This window comes from Rhizobium azibense, assembly GCF_004342325.1.
Classification (GTDB): domain Bacteria; phylum Pseudomonadota; class Alphaproteobacteria; order Rhizobiales; family Rhizobiaceae; genus Rhizobium; species Rhizobium etli_B.
Genome location: NZ_SMBJ01000002.1, coordinates 516,058 through 532,859 on the forward strand (window position 1 = coordinate 516,058; position 16,802 = coordinate 532,859).

Genomic DNA, 16,802 nt, shown 5'->3' on the forward strand with positions numbered 1-16,802 from the left:
GGCACAACCGGCCGTTGGCTGAAGGCGCGCGTTTCGGGACCGCATTTTCGCTCCGGATTGTGGTCGAGAACCGGTGTCCAAAAAATTATTCCGAGTTCCACCTGGACAAGCTTAGACCCTACTCCTGGCACCTCTCGCAAAAAGGCATCGGCATTGGCGCAAATTGATGCTTTTCGCATGCACGCAGGTTCCCTACTCAATAGGGGAAGGCCAAGGAAGGGATGCGGCAATGGCGATGCCATTTTACTGGAACGAGCTCAATACCTCTGATTTCGCGGCGCTATCTTGCGACACGACGATAGCCATCCTGCCGATCGCGTCGACAGAACAGCATGGGCCGCATCTGCCAATCGCCACCGATGTCGCAATCGCAAACGGAATGCTTGCGGTGTTGCGCAAGGAGCGGCCCGAAGACCTTGACATACTGGTCCTGCCGACACAGGAAATCGGCAAGGCGAATGAACATATCTATGGCCCTGGTACGCTTTCGCTTGGTGCCGAACTCTTGATCCAGGTCTGGACAGCGATTGGTGCAAAGGTCGCGGAAGCTGGCATCCGCAAAATGGTGATCGTCAATTCGCATGGCGGCAATGTCGACATCATGAGCATCGTCGCGCGCGAACTGCGCGTCCGTCACCAGATGGCCGTGCTGTCGACGCAGTGGGGGCGGTTCGGAAATCCGGAAGGCATGATCAGCGAACACGAAGCAAAATATGGTATTCACGGCGGCGAGGTGGAGACCTCCCTGATGCTGCATTTCCGGCCGGACCTAGTGCGCATGGACAAGGCGCAGAACTTTGCCTCGAAAGCCGAATGGATGCGGGAACGGTCGAAATATATTCAGCCTCTGCCGCCACATTCTTTGGCGTGGATTGCGCATGATCTCAATCCCAACGGCGTCGTCGGCGACGCCTCGCGCGGCACGGCGGAAAAGGGCGCAGCCATCTGCCGCCATCAAGTAAAGGGCTTCATCGAGATGCTCTATGATCTGAAGCACTATCCTCTTTCAAATCTCTTCACGAAGTAAGGTCAACCGGCTGCCGGCTTGTCGGGCGTGATGTGACCCTTGACCTGAAGTTCCTTTACAAGACCGGCAAGCTCTGCCAGCAGGTATTCCACGAACAGGCTGGTTGCAGCGTCCAGCGGCGCACGCACACGGGCAAACAACTTCATCGGCTGCTGGCGCGCATGCGGCTCGGCAACCGGACGGAAAACCAGTTCCCCCTTTCGGCACTCGGTGATCACGTCGAGCGGATTGAGCATCGATAACCCCGCCCCGCATTTCACCAGCTTCTTCAGCATCTCCGAAGCATTAGTCTCGAGCACCGGCTCGACATGAACATCGAGCCGCGCGAGGGCAAGATTGATCACTTCGCGCAGGCTGGTGCCCTGTTGGGCCAGCACCAGTCGTTCCTGCACCACGTCTGTCAGGTTGATCGGGCCGGGACCGATAAGCCGATGGCCAGGTGGCAGGACGACGCCGATCGGGATATCGAAAGTTCCGAGAGTGCGTATTCCAGGTGTCGCCGGAATATTGAAGCCGAGGCCGATATCCACCTCACCCGACAGCACGGGATTGACCGTCATCGTGCCGGCATCATTCCTGATCTGGAAGAAAACACGCGGATGCTCCAACTGAAATCGGCTGATGATTTCCGCCAGGGGCCCGGCGGCAAGCCCGACCGTCGTTACCAGACGCACCTTGCCCGCCTGCTGCATCCTCAGACTGCGGATGCGGCCCTCCAAACGATCGTAATTCTTCAGAACCTCACGAATGTGTTCTATGCACAGTTCGCCCGCCGCAGTCAGCCTGAGGCCGCGCGGCAGGCGCTCGAAGAGCGGAGCGCCCATTTCCGCTTCCAGCGCCAGGATCTGCCGATTGATGGCAGAGGAAGCGACGTTCAACCGCGCCGCTGCCTTGCGGATAGAGCCCGACCGCGCAATTTCGTTGATGTAGAGAAGCTTCCTGGAATGCAGCATCGCGCGCCCTCGGTGCATCAAATTTAAGCACGCAGCCCAAATTCGGAACGCGCACCGTTTGAGATGCCAAAAAGGCATCGTTGCGCACGAATTTTGATGCTTTTCAAAGAGCAACGCAATCGCTCAAATAAAGAAAATGGGATGCCGGCAGGGGCAATCCCTGCCACCATAGGGGAAAGCCGAACATGTCCAATGCACTGAAAAAGATTGCACTCACCGCATTGCTTGGTCTCGGGACCGCGATTGCCACGGCCGTGCCGGGCCACGCACTCGACAAGGTAAGCTATGGCACCAACTGGCTGGCGCAGGCTGAGCATGGCGGCTTCTACCAGGCGCTCGCCGACGGCACCTACGAGAAGTATGGTCTCGACGTCACCATCGTTCAGGGCGGGCCGAATGCAGCAAACAGCGCGCTGCTGATATCCGGCAAGATCGACTTCTACATGGGCGGTTCACAGGGCGAAATCACCGCCGTCGAGCAAGGCATTCCTTTGGTGGATGTGGCAGCCATCTTCCAGAAAGACCCGCAGGTGCTGATTGCGCATCCTGATGCCGGCATCGACACCTTCGAGGATCTGGCCAAGCTGAAGACGCTCTTCCTCGGCAAGGACGGTTACCTGACCTACTTCGAGTGGATGAAATCCAATTACAAAGGCTTCAAGGACGAACAGTACAAACCCTACAACTTCAATCCTGGACCGTTCATCGCCGACAAGGGGTCTGCCCAGCAGGGCTACCTGACGTCCGAACCCTACGAAATCCAGAAGCAGACCGGCTGGGAGCCGAAGGTGTTCCTGCTCGCCGACAACGGCTATACCCCATACTCCACGATGATCACGACGACCCAGATGATGATCGACACGAAACCGGACGTCGTCCAGCGCTTCGTCGATGCCTCGATCGAAGGTTGGTACAATTACCTCTACAGTGACAACAGCAAGGCGAATGAACTGATCAAGAAGGACAATCCGGAAATGACGGATGGTCAGATCGCCTATTCGATTGCCAAGATGAAGGAATTCGGCATCGTTGAATCCGGCGACGCCATGGACAAGGGCATCGGCTGCATCACTGGCGCGCACTACAAGAAGTTCTTCGACGAAATGGTGGCGATCAAGATCTTCAAGGCAGACACGGATTATACCAAGGCCTTTACGACCAAGTTCGTCTGCAAGGGCACCGGCATGTCGCTGAAAAAGTAAGCCACAGGGCTGTGTGAAGAGCTTGCCGCGCCCCAGCGTCAAGCTGCATCCTCTTCAAACAAAGAGACCCGCAATGCCCCTAGCCGAAGTCCAGACGGCGCCGCTGGCTGAAAAACGCAAACGGCCGCTGGTCGCCATGCAATCCGTTTCGAAGGTTTTCTCCAGCGGGACGGTCGCGCTTTCCGGCATGTCGCTCACGGTCGAGACTGGCGAGTTCATCAGCCTGCTCGGCCCGTCGGGTTGCGGCAAGTCGACTGCGCTTCGCATCATCGCCGGCCTTGGTGATATCACGTCCGGCAGCATCGACCGGCCAAGTTCGCGCATCAACGCAAAGGGACTTCCCGAAGGCGATATCGGATTCGTCTTCCAGGAGCCGACGCTGATGCCGTGGAAGAACGTCTTCGGCAATGTCCATCTGCCGCTGAAGCTGCGCGGCATTTCAAAGGCCGCGGCCAGCGATCAGATCATGAGCGCGCTCGCGACCGTCGGCTTGCAGGATTTCGCCGGCGCCTATCCGCGCGAGCTTTCTGGCGGCATGAAGATGCGCGTCTCGATCGCCCGTGCGCTCGTAACCAAGCCGAAACTACTTTTGATGGACGAACCCTTCGCGGCACTCGACGAAATCACCCGACAGAAGCTGAACGACGATGTATTGCGGCTCTGGAAGGAGACGGGCATCACCGTGATCTTCGTCACCCACTCCGTCTTCGAATCGGCCTATCTGTCTAGCCGCATCGTTGTCATGAAGGCGCGCCCCGGCCGGGTTCACGCAGATCTTTCGCTTGTGACGAGCCGCGAGCGCGACGCGCATTATCGCACCTCGGAAGAATACCGGCGCGCCTGCGAAACGGTCTCCCATTCGCTGATCGGGGCAATCAACGCTGCAAAGGAAGATCGTTGAAGATGGACACAGCCGACGCCTTCGCGCCGTCGATCCCCAATCGGCCTAACCCCAAGCGGCGTGATTTGGCGCTTCGCATCTCCGTACCCTTCGCCGTCATAGCCGTCGTTGTCCTGATTTGGGGGCTCTATGTTAAGCTCTCCGGTGTTCCGCCCTATATTCTGCCCGGACCAATCGCCGTGGCCAATGCCTTTGCCACGGATTGGGGCACGCTCGCCCCCGCTCTTTGGGTCACGACCAAGATCACCTTCATGTCGCTGATGCTGGCACTGTTCGGCGGCGTTGGTTTTGCGATCTTCCTCGTTCAATCCCGGTGGATCGAGATCGCCTTCTACCCGCTTGCAGTGATCCTGCAGGTAACACCGATTGTAGCTATATCGCCTCTCATCCTCATTTACGCACCATCGACGCAGGTGGCGCTCCTCATCTGCGCTTTCCTCGTTGCCTTCTTTCCAATCCTTTCCAACATGGTCCAGGGCCTGAAAAGCGTCGATCACAATCTGATCAATCTCTTCGAACTTTACGGTGCCACGCGTTGGCAGACGCTGCTCTATCTCAAGCTGCCTGCAGCCCAGCCCTATTTCATGACAGGGCTGAGGATCGGTGGCGGGCTTGCGCTGATTGCCGCTGTTGTGGCGGAATTCGCCGCCGGCTCAGCCGGCGCCGGTTCCGGCCTGGCCTTTCGCCTGCTCGAGGCCCAGTATCGGCTGAACATACCCCGACTCTTCGCGGCGTTGCTGATGCTGTCGCTGCTCGGCGTCGCAATCTTTGCCGTCACGTCCTTCATCTCGTGGCTCAGCCTGCATCGCTGGCATGAAAGCAGCCTGAAACGGGAAAACTGATGACCTATTCCTTCATCTCACCTCCGAATGCCGGCCGATTCGTGCTGAGCAATGCCACGCTTCCGGCGGCAGCCGTCAGCGGCTACGCCGCACCGGCCGAAGAGGGTCTCGTCCGAGCCGACATCGTCGTCACGGACGGTCTGGTTTCAGCCCTTCTGCCACCAGGCGAAGCATCGGCCGACTATGCAAGGTCCGATCTTAGGGGCGGCATGGCCTGGCCATGCTTCGTGGACGCTCATACGCATCTCGACAAGGGACATATCTGGTCCCGCAACGCCAACCTCGACGGCACCTTCATGGGAGCGTTGGAGGCGGTGCGCGCCGATCGGGAGGCGCATTGGTCCGCCACAGACGTCAGAATGCGAATGGAATTCTCGCTACGCTCCGCCTACGCCCACGGCACCAGCCTCATCCGCACGCATCTCGATTCTATCGATCCGCAGCACAGGATTTCCTTCGACGTCTTCGACGAGGTGCGGGAGGCCTGGAAGGACAGGATTGCACTGCAAGCTGTCGCGCTCTTTCCCATGGAACTGATGACCGATGCGGCCTATTTCGCCGATCTCGTGACGGTCGTTCGCAATCAAGGCGGCCTGCTCGGCGGGGTCACGAAGATGGGACCAGACCTCGCCTGGCAGTTGGACAGGCTTTTTCGTGCCGCCGCAGACAATGGGCTCGACGTCGACCTGCATGTAGACGAAACGGACGATCCGGGCGCTGAAACGCTAAAAGCAATCGCCGCCTCGGTGATCCGCAACGGCTTTCAGGGCAAGGTCACGGCAGGCCACTGCTGCTCGCTCGCCCGACAGGACGACGGTCTTGCCCAGCGAACTGTCGAACTGGTCGCAAGGGCCGGCCTGTCGATCATCTCGCTTCCGATGTGCAACATGTATCTCCAGGACCGCCATCCGAACCGCACGCCACGATGGCGTGGGGTGACGCTCTTCAAGGAGCTTGCCAAAGCCGGAATCGAGACCGCCGTCGCGTCCGACAATACCCGCGACCCGTTCTACGCCTATGGCGATCTTGATCCGGTCGAGGTTTTCCGCGAGGCGGTACGCATCATGCATCTCGATCATCCTCTGGATACGGCCGCTCGAATCATCACCACGTCACCAGCGTCGATCGTCGGCCGCCCGGATATCGGCCGGATCGCCCCCGGAAGCCCGGCCGACCTCGTCCTCTTCAGCGCCCGGCGCTGGAGCGAATTTCTCTCCCGTCCGCAGTCTGACCGCGTCGTGCTTCGGCGCGGCAAGGTGATCGACCGCAGCCTGCCGGATTACCGTGAACTCGATAGTGTCGTTGGAGCCTGACATGCCGGATTACGAAAAGATCAAAGAGCAGCTTGCAGGCATAGCCATCGAGGACAATCCTGCGCTCGTGCGTCAAAAGAGCCGCGATTTCTACTGGTACTCGCCGATCCTGAAGGCCCAGCTCGACAACGTGACCGCTGATCTCGTCGTTACGCCGAAAAACGAAGCCGAAGTAATCCAGGTGCTGAAGGTCGCCTTTGCACACGGCGTACCCGTAACGCCGCGCGGCGCCGGCACCGGCAATTACGGCCAGGCAATGCCGCTTTCCGGCGGCATCGTGCTCAATCTTGCGGCCATGGACAAGATCAAGGAAATCCATCCTGGGCGCGTCATCTGCGAGCCGGGCATCGTCATCGCGCAACTGGACAAGCAGACGAAGGCCCATTCCGGCCAGGAACTGCGCTTCCACCCGTCGACGGCCCAGACCGCAACGATCGGCGGCTTCATTGCTGGCGGCTCCGGCGGCGTCGGCTCGATCACCTGGGGTGGACTGCGCGACCTCGGTAATATCCTGCGGCTGCGCGTCGTTACCATGGAAGCAGAACCGCGGGTACTCGACCTGACGGGCTGGGACCTGCAGAAGGTGAGCCACGCCTATGGTACGAACGGCATCATCACCGAGATCGAAATGCCCCTCGCGCCGGCCTACGACTGGGTGGACGTGCTGGTCGGTTACGACGATTTCATGACGGCCGTCCGCTTCTCCGATAAGCTCGCGCGGTGCAACGGCATCCTGGTCAAGGAAATCGCGCCCATTGCCGCCCCGATCCCGCATGACTATTTCACCCGCCACAGGCCCTACATCCGCAAGGATCAGTCACTCGTCGTCTTGATGATTGCCCCGCATTCCATGGATGCGTTCCTTGCCTTTGCGGCATCGCAGAACGGCGAGATCATTTTCCGTTCCGACAAGGTGGAGAGCATGCGGGGTCTTCCGCATGCCTACGAGCTTGCCTGGAATCACACGACGCTCCGTGCGCTGAAGATCGACCCGAACTTCACCTATCTTCAGGTCCAGTATCCGGGACCGGACCATGTCGAGAAGGTCCGCAAGATGGTCGAAATCTTCGGCGATGAAGTGCCGGGGCATCTCGAATTCATCAGGTTCGACGGCCAGATCCAGTGCTCCGGCCTGCCGCTGGTGCGCTACACGAGCGAAGAGCGGCTCGAGGAAATCATTCAGATCCATCAGGATCATGGATGCCCGATCTTCAATCCGCACCGCTATACGCTGGAGGAGGGCGGCATGAAGCGGACTGACAAGATCCAGCTTGCTTTCAAGCATGAAACGGACCCAAAGGGCCTGCTCAATCCCGGCAAGATGATTGCCTGGGAGAACCCCAATTTCGACTTCTCGGCAGGCAAGAACTATCTGTTCCCGGGTCTTGCCAGCATCATGGAGCCTTCATGAGGGTTCTCGTCCTTCATTCCCATCCGGTTAAATCAAGTTACGGTGCAGCGCTTTACCGACAGACGCTCGAAAGTCTCGCAACGGCCGGACACAGCGTCGATGGCTGCGATCTTTATGCGGAAAGCTTCGATCCGGTGCTCTCCTGTGGCGATCGCCTCGTCTATCACGAATATCCGGAGAATATCGCGCTGGTGAAAACCTATGTCGATCGCCTCAAGCAGGCGGAAGGGCTCGTCATCGTCACACCCGTTTGGAATTTCGGTTTCCCGGCGATCCTCAAGGGATATTTCGACCGCGTGTGGCTGCCGGGTGTATCTTTCGAGCTGGTTGACGGACAGGTGCAATCGCGGCTGCGGCACATCCAAAAACTGGCAGCCGTCCTGACTTACGGCGCCACGCCTTTTCGCGCCTTCGTCGCCGGCAATCCGCCGAAGAAGATCGTCAAGCGGGTGCTACGCGCCCAGATAAACCCGCTGAAGCCTGTGACTTTCCTCGCCCACTACGACATGAACAACTGCACGGCGGAAACGCGCGCTGCATTCCTTGGCAAGGTGAAGACGGCAATGGAGCGATTCTAGAAAACTTTAGCAGCCGTCACTTCGACCTCGACCAGAAATTCCGGCCGGGTGAAGCCACTGACGATGATCAGCGTCGACGTGGGCTTCACGTCCGCGGTAAAGCGGTCGCGGACGGCCATATAAGCTGGGAAATCCTCGCGCCGCGTCACGAATCCCGAAATACGGATGACATCGGCAAAGCTCATTTCTGCCTCTTCGAGTATAGCCCTAATCGCTTCAAAGCACATCTCGGCCTGCCCTGTCACAGTCCCGGGCACCGTCTCGTCAAGGCAGATCCCGAGTTGGCCGGATGTCACCAGCAACGAAGCTCCCGGGGGCACCAGGAGGCCGTGATTATAGTTTCCGAAGGGTCGGCGGACCGACGGTGGATTGAAAACTTTCGTCATGGAAGTGCCTCGTTCGAAACCTATCGTTAAAGCGAAAACCGTCGTGTTCCAAGACCTTATCTTTCTGACCGAAAGGGCAAAATCCACCGTTGACCACAGACCATGGGGCCAATCGCTGCCGCGTCGTCCCAAGCCATTCCAGATGGGCTGGCGGAGAGGCGGCCTGGCCCCGTTCTCCTTAAGCCGCAGGCCTTCGAAGCCCAGTCCTCAATTTTTGTTGTCCGGTCATCGAACGGAACCCTTTGTTGACTGCACCCAAGTAGCGTAAAATCGACCTTCCGGCCCAATGAGGATGGTCAATGAGGGGACGATACTCCAGACGATCCAAAGCTTGCTGCCTTGCAATAGCAATCTCGTTTTCGTCTTATGCTCCAGTCTCAGCAGACTGCCGATCAGCCCTCGACAGCCCGGAGTGGCCACGGATTGCCAGGTCAATTGCCTCCTTGCAGCTGTGCGAACAGATTCCAGTCGGCCCAAATCAAACAGCCCGGTTTCAGGTGGAATCGGTCGATTTCTGTTCCGTTTCGAACGGTGTCTCCTCGGTCACCGCACGGGCATTGCTGACCTGCGAGGCTGAGCCAGAGGCGCTTTTCCAGACGCCACCCCTCGACAGTCAAGTTGTGGCCACGATAACGCTTGATACTGTTGAATGCCGGATAAGAGATACGAATCTTGAAATCAGCGGCGAAATTGGCGCCCTCTTGTCCGGACTGACAGAAACTCAAGAGATCGCCCGCAATTGGGCTCAATCGCAGCTCTCACTCCTGTGCGCAATGTACCGATGAGGAAATGTCCCCTGCCGATCCGAGCTTTGCTGGTCATTAGGTGTTTTTCGAGAACGAGCAGCACGTTTGGCACGAATTTGCATTTTGCGATCGGCACGGTCGGCCGTGCAAATGGCCGCTAGGCCCAACAATCCGACGCTCGCTGACAACACCTGCCATATACGGGCGTCCAGTTACCATTGGCTCGGACCCTTGTCGTCACACCCTGCAGCGTCACCCTCGGAGCTAAAACCTCACTCCTCCTTGAAAATTCGATATGTGAAACGATTTCGGATATGGGCGTTGAAGAACCGTCCCTTCGAAAAGGCCCGTCTAAACGCCTCATATGTCTCGGGAGGAACATCCTCGTAGTCGTAGCGGTTCTCGCTGGTGACCAACCAGACCGAGAGAGTGCGCGTCGCCGCGTCATAATTGGTCTCGCGGATCAAATGCGAAGGCATTGCCCCTCCATCGGTCAGCCGTCTTACTCAATCGCTTCTGGCACAGGTTGCCACCTGAAGGCGGCGCACCCATGGGAGCCCGCATGTGACCGGGTAACATCGATCCACGTGCCACATGTGCTCGTTGCAACGACTGACGCATCACAAGGCCTGGTCTTGAGCCGAGCTCGATCGCCAGTCGTCTTGTCGCAGCTTGCGGAAAAGGGTCCCAGGTCGCACGACATCATGAGCAGAATCTTCTCAAAAATTCGTACCCTCAATCCCGCTCACTAGAGTGAGGCACGATATCGGTTCCGTTCCTGTTCGATCTGCTCGGGGCTATAGGGATCGAGGCTGTCGTCGAATCGCGTCCAGCCCTCCTCCATATAGGCGCGGCGGCGTTCGGCAGGATCCACCCAACTGGAGCGGCGCAGGATGGCTTCGACTTCGCCGACCCTACCCTCGTCCACTCTTGCACTTACGAGCGTCCCACCCCGACGTACGCCCTCTGCATAAAGGTGAGCATCCTCTTCGGATACGCCCGAGCTGGTGAGGGCTCCGATCAAGCCGCCCGCAGCTCCGCCAGCCAATGCACCGGCAGCGGCGCCAGCCGCCGTCGCGACCAGCCAACCCGCTGCGACGACAGGCCCGACGCCTGGAATGGCCATCAGGCCCAACCCTGCAAGCAGTCCGCCGGTGCCACCCAACGCCGCGCCGATACCGGCGCCAGTCGCCGCACCTACGGCTGCGCCAGAGGTTTTGTCCTTTTCGCCATTGTTCGAGATGAGGCTGATATCATCCGAGGGAATGCCAGCCGATTCCAATTCATCCACGGCCGAGCGCGCGTCAAAATAGTCATCGAATAGTCCAGTTACGGTTCTCATTGTTCTCTCCCTTATTTGGCGATCACGTTTCCTTGGTAGTCGAGTGCGATCGATACCGATTTGCCGTCCTTGGCGGCCGACGCCGTCCAGACCCCCTTGTCATCGAGCTTTAGGCCCTTGACATCGGTGTAACCTGCATTCTCCATGCGCTCCTTGGCCTGGGCTTCGGTAAAGCTGTTGGCCCCTTCGAGTGGGGCGGCCGGGTTTTTTGTCCCCGGTCACGACAGCAGGCGTGTTTGCCTTCGACGAGGGAGCGGGGCTGTCTGGGCAAATGCCGAGAGCGCGGGGTCCCGAAAGGGCCACCATCACGAGGATGATGTTTTTCATCGGTTTCGGATCTCATGTCCTATCCATGACCGCCGAACACCACGGTGCGCTTTAAGTTCCAGCCGCTTGTGGCAAGACCTGCATGGCGATCCGGGGTATCATCGCCGAAAGCGGAGAGATCATCAAAAATCGAAGCTCAGCCGCACTCGAGGCAAAACTGATCCCTGCGACCGAGGCCATCGAACATTTTCGAAATCGTGAACCAAGGCTCGCTGATCGTCTCGGTCAAGGAACTGGTCGTGCAAGAACGGGAATTGATATGACCACAGTAACGACCTCCAGGCACCGTACTTCTTCTCGCCGCCAGGGAACACACGCCCTCCCCGGCAGTTCTCCTCTCATGGAAGGAGATCATCATGATCAGCGGAACAAAAGGTGCCCGATGGGAGGGTGTCAATGAAAACGGAGGACGGCCTTTATGCCTGCGTGCCGGGCAGAAGGAACGCCGGCAAGAGGGCAAAGGCATTGAGTACCGGAGCCAGGCTCCGAAAATCGGCCAGGGCGTAGCCGGTGCCAAGGCAGACGAGCTTGCGAGGATGAACGCGCTTCGCGAAGCTGCCCGCCGGCACACCGATATATTTCTCTCCGACAGTACCAAGGATGTCGACCAACAAAAGGCGTCGCGAAATCGCAAACAGCCTTAAACTCCGAGGATCGATGCAATGTTTCTGATGACAAGAATTGCCGCCGCCTGCTGCGTTGTTCTCGCCCTTTCCTCTTGCGGGAACACTATCCGCGGCGTCGGGCGTGATGCTGCCAATACCGTGGATGCCACCCAGAGTGCCGGAAATCGGGTCGGCAAAGCGGCGGCGAACTGAGGGGGCCCGATTGGCGCCCCGTTCGCGGCCACCCCTGGGCCAAATTCGCGGTCGGACATTCAGCCGGCCGACCGGAGCGATTTTGTTTCCGTCCTGACGACGCAATGACGCTTGAGGGCCAACTCGTCAACGCTGCCCGTGTCGCATGACGGTTCGGGGCGCCACGCTTCACATCCACCTCAATCGTTCGGGCTCAATCGTTCGGGCGATGCCATTACAGACTTGATGTTCTCAGGAGGCAGCGGCCGAATAGGGTCGTGCAATGCTCACCGCGATGGTCGCGGCCAAGGCGTCGAAACGCCGCCGATGGCTGTTGCCCGGCGGGGTTGCAATCGTGACCAGCGCCTGCGCTAAGCAGCGTCTGGAAGGCCGCCGATCAATTTGTCGAGCGTGATCGGATAGTGCCTCACCCTGACGCCGGTCGCGTTATAGACCGCATTGGCGATTGCGGCGGAGACGCCGCAAAGCCCGAGCTCGGCGATGCCCTTGGCCTTCATCGGTGACGACATCACATCCGTCTCGTCCAGGAAAATCACATCCTGATGGGGTATGTCGGCATGCACCGGCACCTCGTAGCCGGCAAGGTCGTGATTGACGAAGAAGCCACGACGCGTGTCGACGGCCAGTTCTTCGGAAAGAGCCCCGCCCGCTCCCATGGTCATCGCACCGATCACCTGGCTACGCGCGGTAATCGGATTGAGAATGCGTCCCGCCGCGCACACTGCCAGCATCCGTCTGATGCGCGTTTCTCCCGTGGCGACATCCACCCCCACCTCGACGAAATGCGCGCCGAAAGTCGATTGCTGGTACGTTTCGGAAAGCTTGCCCCACTCGATCGTATCTTCGCCAACCAATCCCTCGACGCCCGCTGCCTCCGACAGCGGCACCGAGCGGTTGCCGGAACGGACCTCGCCGTCTTCGAAGACGACGTCGTCGGAATTGAAACCAAGTTTCTGGGCTATGGCTTCCCTCAGCTTCACACAGGCAGCGTAGACACCCGAAGTCGAACAGTTGCCGCCGAACTGCCCGCCGGAGCCGGCGGACACCGGAAAGCGGGAATCGCCAAGCCGGACCGCGACCTTGTCGACGGTGACGCCCATCATCTCGGCCGCAGTCTGCGCGATGATGGTGTAACTGCCCGTTCCGATATCGGTCATGTCAGTTTCGACGGTAACGATCCCTTCCCGGGCAAGGCGCACGCGCGCTGCGGAAGGAAGCAGCAGGTTGTTGCGAAATGCAGCAGCAACGCCAAAGCCGATCAGCCAGTTGCCCTCGCGCTTCGACCCCGGCCTTCCTCGCGCAGCCCACCCGAAGCGCTCGGAGCCGAGCTTCAGACATCCGGCTAGATCGCGATGTGAGAACCGCCGCTCGGGCTTTTCGGGATCGACCTGGGTGTCATTGATAAGCCTGAACTGCACGGGATCGAGACCGAGCTTCTCGGCCATCTCGTCGATGGCGATCTCCAGCGCCATCATACCGGGCGCTTCGCCCGGAGCACGCATGGCGTTGCCCTCGGGAAGGTCGAGCCTCGCCAAACGCATCGCCGTCATGCGGTTGGCGCCGGCGTAGAGCAACCTGGTCTGGTTGACGGCCGTTTCGAGCTGACCGCCTTCAAGATCGCCTGACCAGCTTTCATGGCCGATCGCGATAATCTTGCCGTTGCGCTCCGCGCCGATGCGGATACGCTGGATGGTCGCCGGGCGGTGGGTCGTGTTGTTCACCATGAACGGACGCGGCAGTGCCACTTTAACAGGTCGTTTGGCAGCCTTTGCTCCAAAGGCGGCAAGGACGGCATCGGCACGCAGAAACAGCTTTCCTCCGAACCCGCCGCCGATGAATGGCGAGATCAGATGAATTTTCTCCTTTTCCACGTCGAGGGTGGTCGCCAGGTCTGATCGCCACCAGTCTATCATCTGGCTCGAGGTCCAGACGCTCAGCTCGTCGCCATCCCAGGCTGCAATGGAGGCATGCGGCTCCATCATCGCGTGGGACTGGTCCGGCGTCGTGTAGGTTTCGTCGAGCGTGATCGGAGCCGTCCTGAAAGCCGCATCGAAGTCGCCGGCAGCTGAGTCCGGCTGCTGGGACTCGTCCGGCCTCACCGCCGCCTCCTTCGCTTCTGTGAGGTCGAAGACGCCCTCTTCTTCGGCATAGTCGACCTCGACCAGCGCTGCGGCGGCGCGGGCTTGTTCGAAGGTTTCGGCCACGACAACGGCGATCGCCTGGTGGTAATGCTGGATTTCGTCACCTCCGAAGAGCTTGGCGGTGTTGAACTTGCCCTTCTTCCGTTCACCGACTTCAAGGGCGGTCACGACGGCGATGACGCCTAAGGCCTTTTTCGCGGCAGAGACATTCATGGATTTGATGCGGCCCTTGGCGATAGCCGCACCCAAGGGATAGCCGTAGGCATACGGCATATTTGGATCATGCCACTCGTAGGCGTAGGTCGCCCGGCCGGTCGTCTTGAGCTGGCCGTCGATGCGGTGGATTGGCTGGCCGACGACCTTGAGCTGGTCGATCGGGTTCATCGTTGCTGGCGTGTCGAACTGCATTGCTTACCCCCTGGCTTGAGAGATGACCGCTGCGAGCGTGCGCGCGACCAGGTCGACCTTGAAACGGTTCTGTTCGGTAGGACGGGCGTCGGCGAGAAGGAAACCGGCGACGGCGCGGGCTCCTTTCGGCAGCTGGGCTTCGGCCGCCTCGACGCGCCAAGGCTTGTGGGCGACGCCACCGACGGCGACGCGACCGGTCCCGTCGGGTTGGATAACCGCGCCCACCGAAACGAGTGCGAAGGCGTAGGAGGCGCGATCGCGGACCTTCCTGTAGACGTGACGACCGCCGATCGGCGGTGGGAGGATGACCCCTGTGATGAACTCGCCGCGTTCGAGAACCGTCTCGATATGCGGGGTGTTACCAGGCAGGCGGTGGAAATCGGCGATGGGGATCAAACGCATGCTGCCGTCGACCTTTACCGTTTCGACCACGGCATCCAGCGCTCGCATGGCGATCGCCATGTCGCTCGGATGGGTGGCGATGCAGGCGTCGCTCGTGCCGACGACGGCGTGCTGGCGGGTGAAGCCGCCAATGGCCGAACAGCCGCTGCCTGGCTGGCGCTTGTTGCACGGCTGGTTCGGGTCGTAGAAGTACGGACAGCGCGTGCGCTGCAAAAGGTTTCCCGCCGTCGTCGCCCTGTTGCGGAGTTGACCGGAAGCGCCCGCGACGAGCGCTCGGGTCAGGAGCCCGTAATCTCGACGAACGGTCTCGTGTGCCGCAAGGTCCGTGTTGCGGACAAGGGCGCCGATGCGCAGTCCGCCCTCCGAAGTCGGTTCAATCTTGTCCAATCCGAGGCCGTTCACGTCGATCAGATGCGTCGGCGTTTCGATTTCGAGCTTCATGAGGTCGAGAAGGTTGGTGCCGCCTGCGATGAACTTTGCCTGCGGATTGGATGCGGCCGCCCCGACCGCGGCCTCCACGGAGGAGGCACGTTCATAGGTGAAGGCTCTCATGCTTTTGTCCCCGCGACTTCGACGATGGCGTCGACAATGTTGGAATAGGCGCCGCAACGACAGATATTGCCGCTCATGCGCTCGCGGATTTCGGCTGGGGTGACTGACGCCTGTGCGGTTAGGTCACCGGTGACATGGCTCGGGATGTTTGCCTTGATCTCCTCGAGCACCGCCACGGAGGAACAGATCTGTCCAGGGGTGCAATAGCCGCACTGGAAACCGTCGTGCTTGACGAAGGCAGCCTGCATCGGGTGGAGGTCGCCTGGCTCTCCGAGACCTTCGATCGTCGTGATCTGCTCGCCGTCATGCATGACGGCAAGCGTCAAACACGAGATGACGCGACGACCGTCGACCATGACGGTGCACGCGCCGCACTGGCCGTGGTCGCATCCCTTCTTCGACCCTGTCAGATGGAGGTGCTCGCGCAGCGCATCGAGGAGCGTCGTTCTATTGTCGAGGTTGAGCGTACGCCTCTCGCCATTGACGGTGAAGGACATTTTCGTCGTGTAGTTCATTGTGTTCTCCGCAGATTGTGCCGCTGCTCCGGCTGCCACGCCGGTGACCGCGACGGTCGCGGCAGACGAGATCAGTAAATCCCGACGGGAGATTTCGAGTTGGATTGGGATTTGCATGTCCAGCTCCACTTCACGCTCATTCATTGAAGCGCCGTCTAGCCGATGCGGCAAAGGCGCCAGCAGCCTAGATAGGGCAGAATCGAGCGATGATTAGATTTGTCAGTTGCATGCCCTTATCGATCTGATTCATAAATTGCCCTTTCTCCGGGCTAACGGAAAGTCGAGAGGCAGACGGCACCTGAGGCGACCGGCCTTTTCCTGCGATCCTCGGCCTGCTAGGACCGAGTATCCCACAGGGCTGAGATCGGCGTCACGAATTTGAAGGCAGCATCGCCCAGCGCGGCAAGCAAAGTGAGGGGCTAGATGCATCCGCGCTTTGGGCAGGATGTGTCATCCGTTCCGTTCGCCGTAGCGGACATCAAATCAACTCAATCCTGCGGTGGCAGATTGGCCGGATTCCACACAACTTCCCAAAGGTGGCCGTCCGGATCAGTAAAATATCCAGCGTATCCACCGTAGAACGTCTCCTCAGCGGGCTTTACGATGTCTGCTCCCGCAAGCCGGGCTTGTTCCATGACCTCGTCAACTTCGTGTCGATGCGAGACGTTGTGGCCGATCGAAAACGAAGCGCTGCTCGCCTGCGCTTTCGCCAGACCGCTATCGTGAGCCAGGTCATCCCGATCCCAGATCGCAAGCTTTAAGCCGCTCGAAAGCTCAAAGAACGCCACGGCGCCATGCTCGAACTCACGGCCGACGATGCCTTGAGTAGGCAGTTTCAGGCCGTCCCGATAAAACACAAGCGACCGGTCAAGATCAGCGACACCCAGCGTCAAGACAGAAATTCGCGGTTTCATGGACATTCCTCCGTGTCATTGAGC

Annotated in this window: 18 protein-coding genes and 1 pseudogene; 9 read left to right on the forward strand and 10 right to left on the reverse strand. The window is 59.6% G+C overall.

All coding sequences use genetic code 11. The features are described from left to right. Positions 1-229: 229 nt before the first annotated feature. Entirely contained in the window at positions 230-1,027 is a 798-nt protein-coding gene (locus EV130_RS06520; RefSeq protein ID WP_132659688.1) for a creatininase family protein, read from the forward strand. A 2-nt stretch (positions 1,028-1,029) separates the two neighbouring features. Here EV130_RS06520 and EV130_RS06525 read toward each other — a convergent pair whose 3' ends face one another. Then, entirely contained in the window at positions 1,030-1,980 is a 951-nt protein-coding gene (locus EV130_RS06525; RefSeq protein ID WP_074065072.1) for a LysR family transcriptional regulator, read from the reverse strand. Between the two features lie 185 nt (positions 1,981-2,165). On the opposite strand from EV130_RS06525, the gene EV130_RS06530 reads away from it, so the two are divergent. The 6 genes from EV130_RS06530 (at position 2,166) to EV130_RS06555 (ending at position 8,227) form a co-directional block, all read left to right on the forward strand. Beyond that, entirely contained in the window at positions 2,166-3,182 is a 1,017-nt protein-coding gene (locus EV130_RS06530) for an ABC transporter substrate-binding protein (protein WP_132551772.1), read from the forward strand. A gap of 73 nt (positions 3,183-3,255) precedes the next feature. Continuing rightward, complete coding sequence (locus EV130_RS06535) at positions 3,256-4,083, forward strand: ABC transporter ATP-binding protein (RefSeq protein ID WP_132659690.1); 828 nt, start codon at positions 3,256-3,258, stop codon at positions 4,081-4,083. A 2-nt stretch (positions 4,084-4,085) separates the two neighbouring features. Continuing rightward, positions 4,086-4,925 carry an ABC transporter permease gene (locus tag EV130_RS06540; protein WP_074065074.1) on the forward strand — a complete coding sequence of 280 codons (840 nt, stop codon included), beginning with the start codon at positions 4,086-4,088 and terminating at the stop codon, positions 4,923-4,925. Further along, entirely contained in the window at positions 4,925-6,238 is a 1,314-nt protein-coding gene (locus tag EV130_RS06545) for a cytosine deaminase (protein ID WP_132659692.1), read from the forward strand. Before EV130_RS06540 ends, EV130_RS06545 begins: the two co-directional genes overlap by 1 nt. Position 6,239: 1 nt before the next feature. Continuing rightward, positions 6,240-7,649, forward strand: a complete 1,410-nt coding sequence (locus EV130_RS06550) for an FAD-binding oxidoreductase (RefSeq protein WP_132659694.1) — start codon at positions 6,240-6,242, stop codon at positions 7,647-7,649. Next, positions 7,646-8,227, forward strand: a complete 582-nt coding sequence (locus tag EV130_RS06555; protein WP_074065077.1) for an NAD(P)H-dependent oxidoreductase — start codon at positions 7,646-7,648, stop codon at positions 8,225-8,227. Before EV130_RS06550 ends, EV130_RS06555 begins: the two co-directional genes overlap by 4 nt. On the opposite strand, the gene EV130_RS06560 is transcribed toward EV130_RS06555, so the two are convergent. The 5 genes and pseudogenes from EV130_RS06560 to EV130_RS33975 form a co-directional block, all read right to left on the reverse strand. Next, entirely contained in the window at positions 8,224-8,613 is a 390-nt protein-coding gene (locus tag EV130_RS06560; RefSeq protein WP_074065078.1) for a RidA family protein, read from the reverse strand. The genes EV130_RS06555 and EV130_RS06560 overlap by 4 nt on opposite strands. A 431-nt stretch (positions 8,614-9,044) precedes the next feature. Beyond that, positions 9,045-9,362, reverse strand: a complete 318-nt coding sequence (locus EV130_RS32485; RefSeq protein WP_155774566.1) for a hypothetical protein — start codon at positions 9,360-9,362, stop codon at positions 9,045-9,047. 269 nt (positions 9,363-9,631) lie between these two features. Next, on the reverse strand, positions 9,632-9,838 hold the full coding sequence (locus EV130_RS06570) for a KTSC domain-containing protein (protein ID WP_074065080.1): 207 nt from the start codon (positions 9,836-9,838) through the stop codon (positions 9,632-9,634). Positions 9,839-10,107: 269 nt separating this feature from the next. Then, on the reverse strand, positions 10,108-10,701 hold the full coding sequence (locus tag EV130_RS06575) for a general stress protein (protein ID WP_074065081.1): 594 nt from the start codon (positions 10,699-10,701) through the stop codon (positions 10,108-10,110). 11 nt (positions 10,702-10,712) lie between these two features. After that, positions 10,713-11,007: pseudogene (locus EV130_RS33975) on the reverse strand (PepSY domain-containing protein). A 377-nt stretch (positions 11,008-11,384) separates the two neighbouring features. On the opposite strand from EV130_RS33975, the gene EV130_RS06585 reads away from it, so the two are divergent. Both EV130_RS06585 and EV130_RS33225 read left to right on the forward strand, forming a co-directional pair. Next, positions 11,385-11,672, forward strand: coding sequence for a hypothetical protein (locus tag EV130_RS06585; RefSeq protein WP_132659696.1), 288 nt, complete (start codon positions 11,385-11,387; stop codon positions 11,670-11,672). A 27-nt stretch (positions 11,673-11,699) separates the two neighbouring features. Next, on the forward strand, positions 11,700-11,846 hold the full coding sequence (locus EV130_RS33225) for an entericidin domain-containing protein (RefSeq protein ID WP_420493409.1): 147 nt from the start codon (positions 11,700-11,702) through the stop codon (positions 11,844-11,846). A gap of 350 nt (positions 11,847-12,196) precedes the next feature. Here EV130_RS33225 and paoC read toward each other — a convergent pair whose 3' ends face one another. From paoC to EV130_RS06610, 4 genes are all read right to left on the reverse strand, one after another. Continuing rightward, positions 12,197-14,395 (reverse strand): aldehyde oxidoreductase molybdenum-binding subunit PaoC, encoded by a 2,199-nt coding sequence (gene paoC, locus EV130_RS06595; RefSeq protein ID WP_074065084.1) that lies wholly within the window; start codon positions 14,393-14,395, stop codon positions 12,197-12,199. A gap of 3 nt (positions 14,396-14,398) precedes the next feature. Continuing rightward, positions 14,399-15,349: an FAD binding domain-containing protein gene (locus EV130_RS06600; protein WP_132659698.1), complete on the reverse strand. Its 951-nt coding sequence runs from the start codon at positions 15,347-15,349 to the stop codon at positions 14,399-14,401. Next, a complete protein-coding gene (paoA, locus tag EV130_RS06605) occupies positions 15,346-15,981 on the reverse strand; it encodes an aldehyde dehydrogenase iron-sulfur subunit PaoA (protein WP_074065714.1) in 636 nt (211 codons plus the stop codon). The genes EV130_RS06600 and paoA overlap by 4 nt, the downstream gene beginning before the upstream one ends. Positions 15,982-16,352: 371 nt before the next feature. After that, positions 16,353-16,778: a VOC family protein gene (locus EV130_RS06610; protein ID WP_074065086.1), complete on the reverse strand. Its 426-nt coding sequence runs from the start codon at positions 16,776-16,778 to the stop codon at positions 16,353-16,355. Positions 16,779-16,802 lie beyond the last annotated feature (24 nt).

Excerpts from the sequence above, each read along its gene's own strand:
- EV130_RS06550 (WP_132659694.1), top strand. The coding sequence starts at position 6,240 with ATGCCGGATTACGAAAAGATCAAAGAGCAGCTTGCAGGCATAGCCATC.
- EV130_RS06585 (WP_132659696.1), top strand. The coding sequence starts at position 11,385 with ATGATCAGCGGAACAAAAGGTGCCCGATGGGAGGGTGTCAATGAAAAC.
- paoC (WP_074065084.1), bottom strand. The coding sequence starts at position 14,395 with ATGCAGTTCGACACGCCAGCAACGATGAACCCGATCGACCAGCTCAAG.
- EV130_RS06525 (WP_074065072.1), bottom strand. The coding sequence starts at position 1,980 with ATGCTGCATTCCAGGAAGCTTCTCTACATCAACGAAATTGCGCGGTCG.
- EV130_RS06535 (WP_132659690.1), top strand. The coding sequence starts at position 3,256 with ATGCCCCTAGCCGAAGTCCAGACGGCGCCGCTGGCTGAAAAACGCAAA.
- EV130_RS06530 (WP_132551772.1), top strand. The coding sequence starts at position 2,166 with ATGTCCAATGCACTGAAAAAGATTGCACTCACCGCATTGCTTGGTCTC.
- EV130_RS06600 (WP_132659698.1), bottom strand. The coding sequence starts at position 15,349 with ATGAGAGCCTTCACCTATGAACGTGCCTCCTCCGTGGAGGCCGCGGTC.
- EV130_RS06610 (WP_074065086.1), bottom strand. The coding sequence starts at position 16,778 with ATGAAACCGCGAATTTCTGTCTTGACGCTGGGTGTCGCTGATCTTGAC.
- EV130_RS06545 (WP_132659692.1), top strand. The coding sequence starts at position 4,925 with ATGACCTATTCCTTCATCTCACCTCCGAATGCCGGCCGATTCGTGCTG.
- EV130_RS06520 (WP_132659688.1), top strand. The coding sequence starts at position 230 with ATGGCGATGCCATTTTACTGGAACGAGCTCAATACCTCTGATTTCGCG.
- EV130_RS06560 (WP_074065078.1), bottom strand. The coding sequence starts at position 8,613 with ATGACGAAAGTTTTCAATCCACCGTCGGTCCGCCGACCCTTCGGAAAC.
- EV130_RS06555 (WP_074065077.1), top strand. The coding sequence starts at position 7,646 with ATGAGGGTTCTCGTCCTTCATTCCCATCCGGTTAAATCAAGTTACGGT.
- EV130_RS06540 (WP_074065074.1), top strand. The coding sequence starts at position 4,086 with ATGGACACAGCCGACGCCTTCGCGCCGTCGATCCCCAATCGGCCTAAC.
- paoA (WP_074065714.1), bottom strand. The coding sequence starts at position 15,981 with ATGCAAATCCCAATCCAACTCGAAATCTCCCGTCGGGATTTACTGATC.
- EV130_RS06570 (WP_074065080.1), bottom strand. The coding sequence starts at position 9,838 with ATGCCTTCGCATTTGATCCGCGAGACCAATTATGACGCGGCGACGCGC.
- EV130_RS06575 (WP_074065081.1), bottom strand. The coding sequence starts at position 10,701 with ATGAGAACCGTAACTGGACTATTCGATGACTATTTTGACGCGCGCTCG.
- EV130_RS33225 (WP_420493409.1), top strand. The coding sequence starts at position 11,700 with ATGACAAGAATTGCCGCCGCCTGCTGCGTTGTTCTCGCCCTTTCCTCT.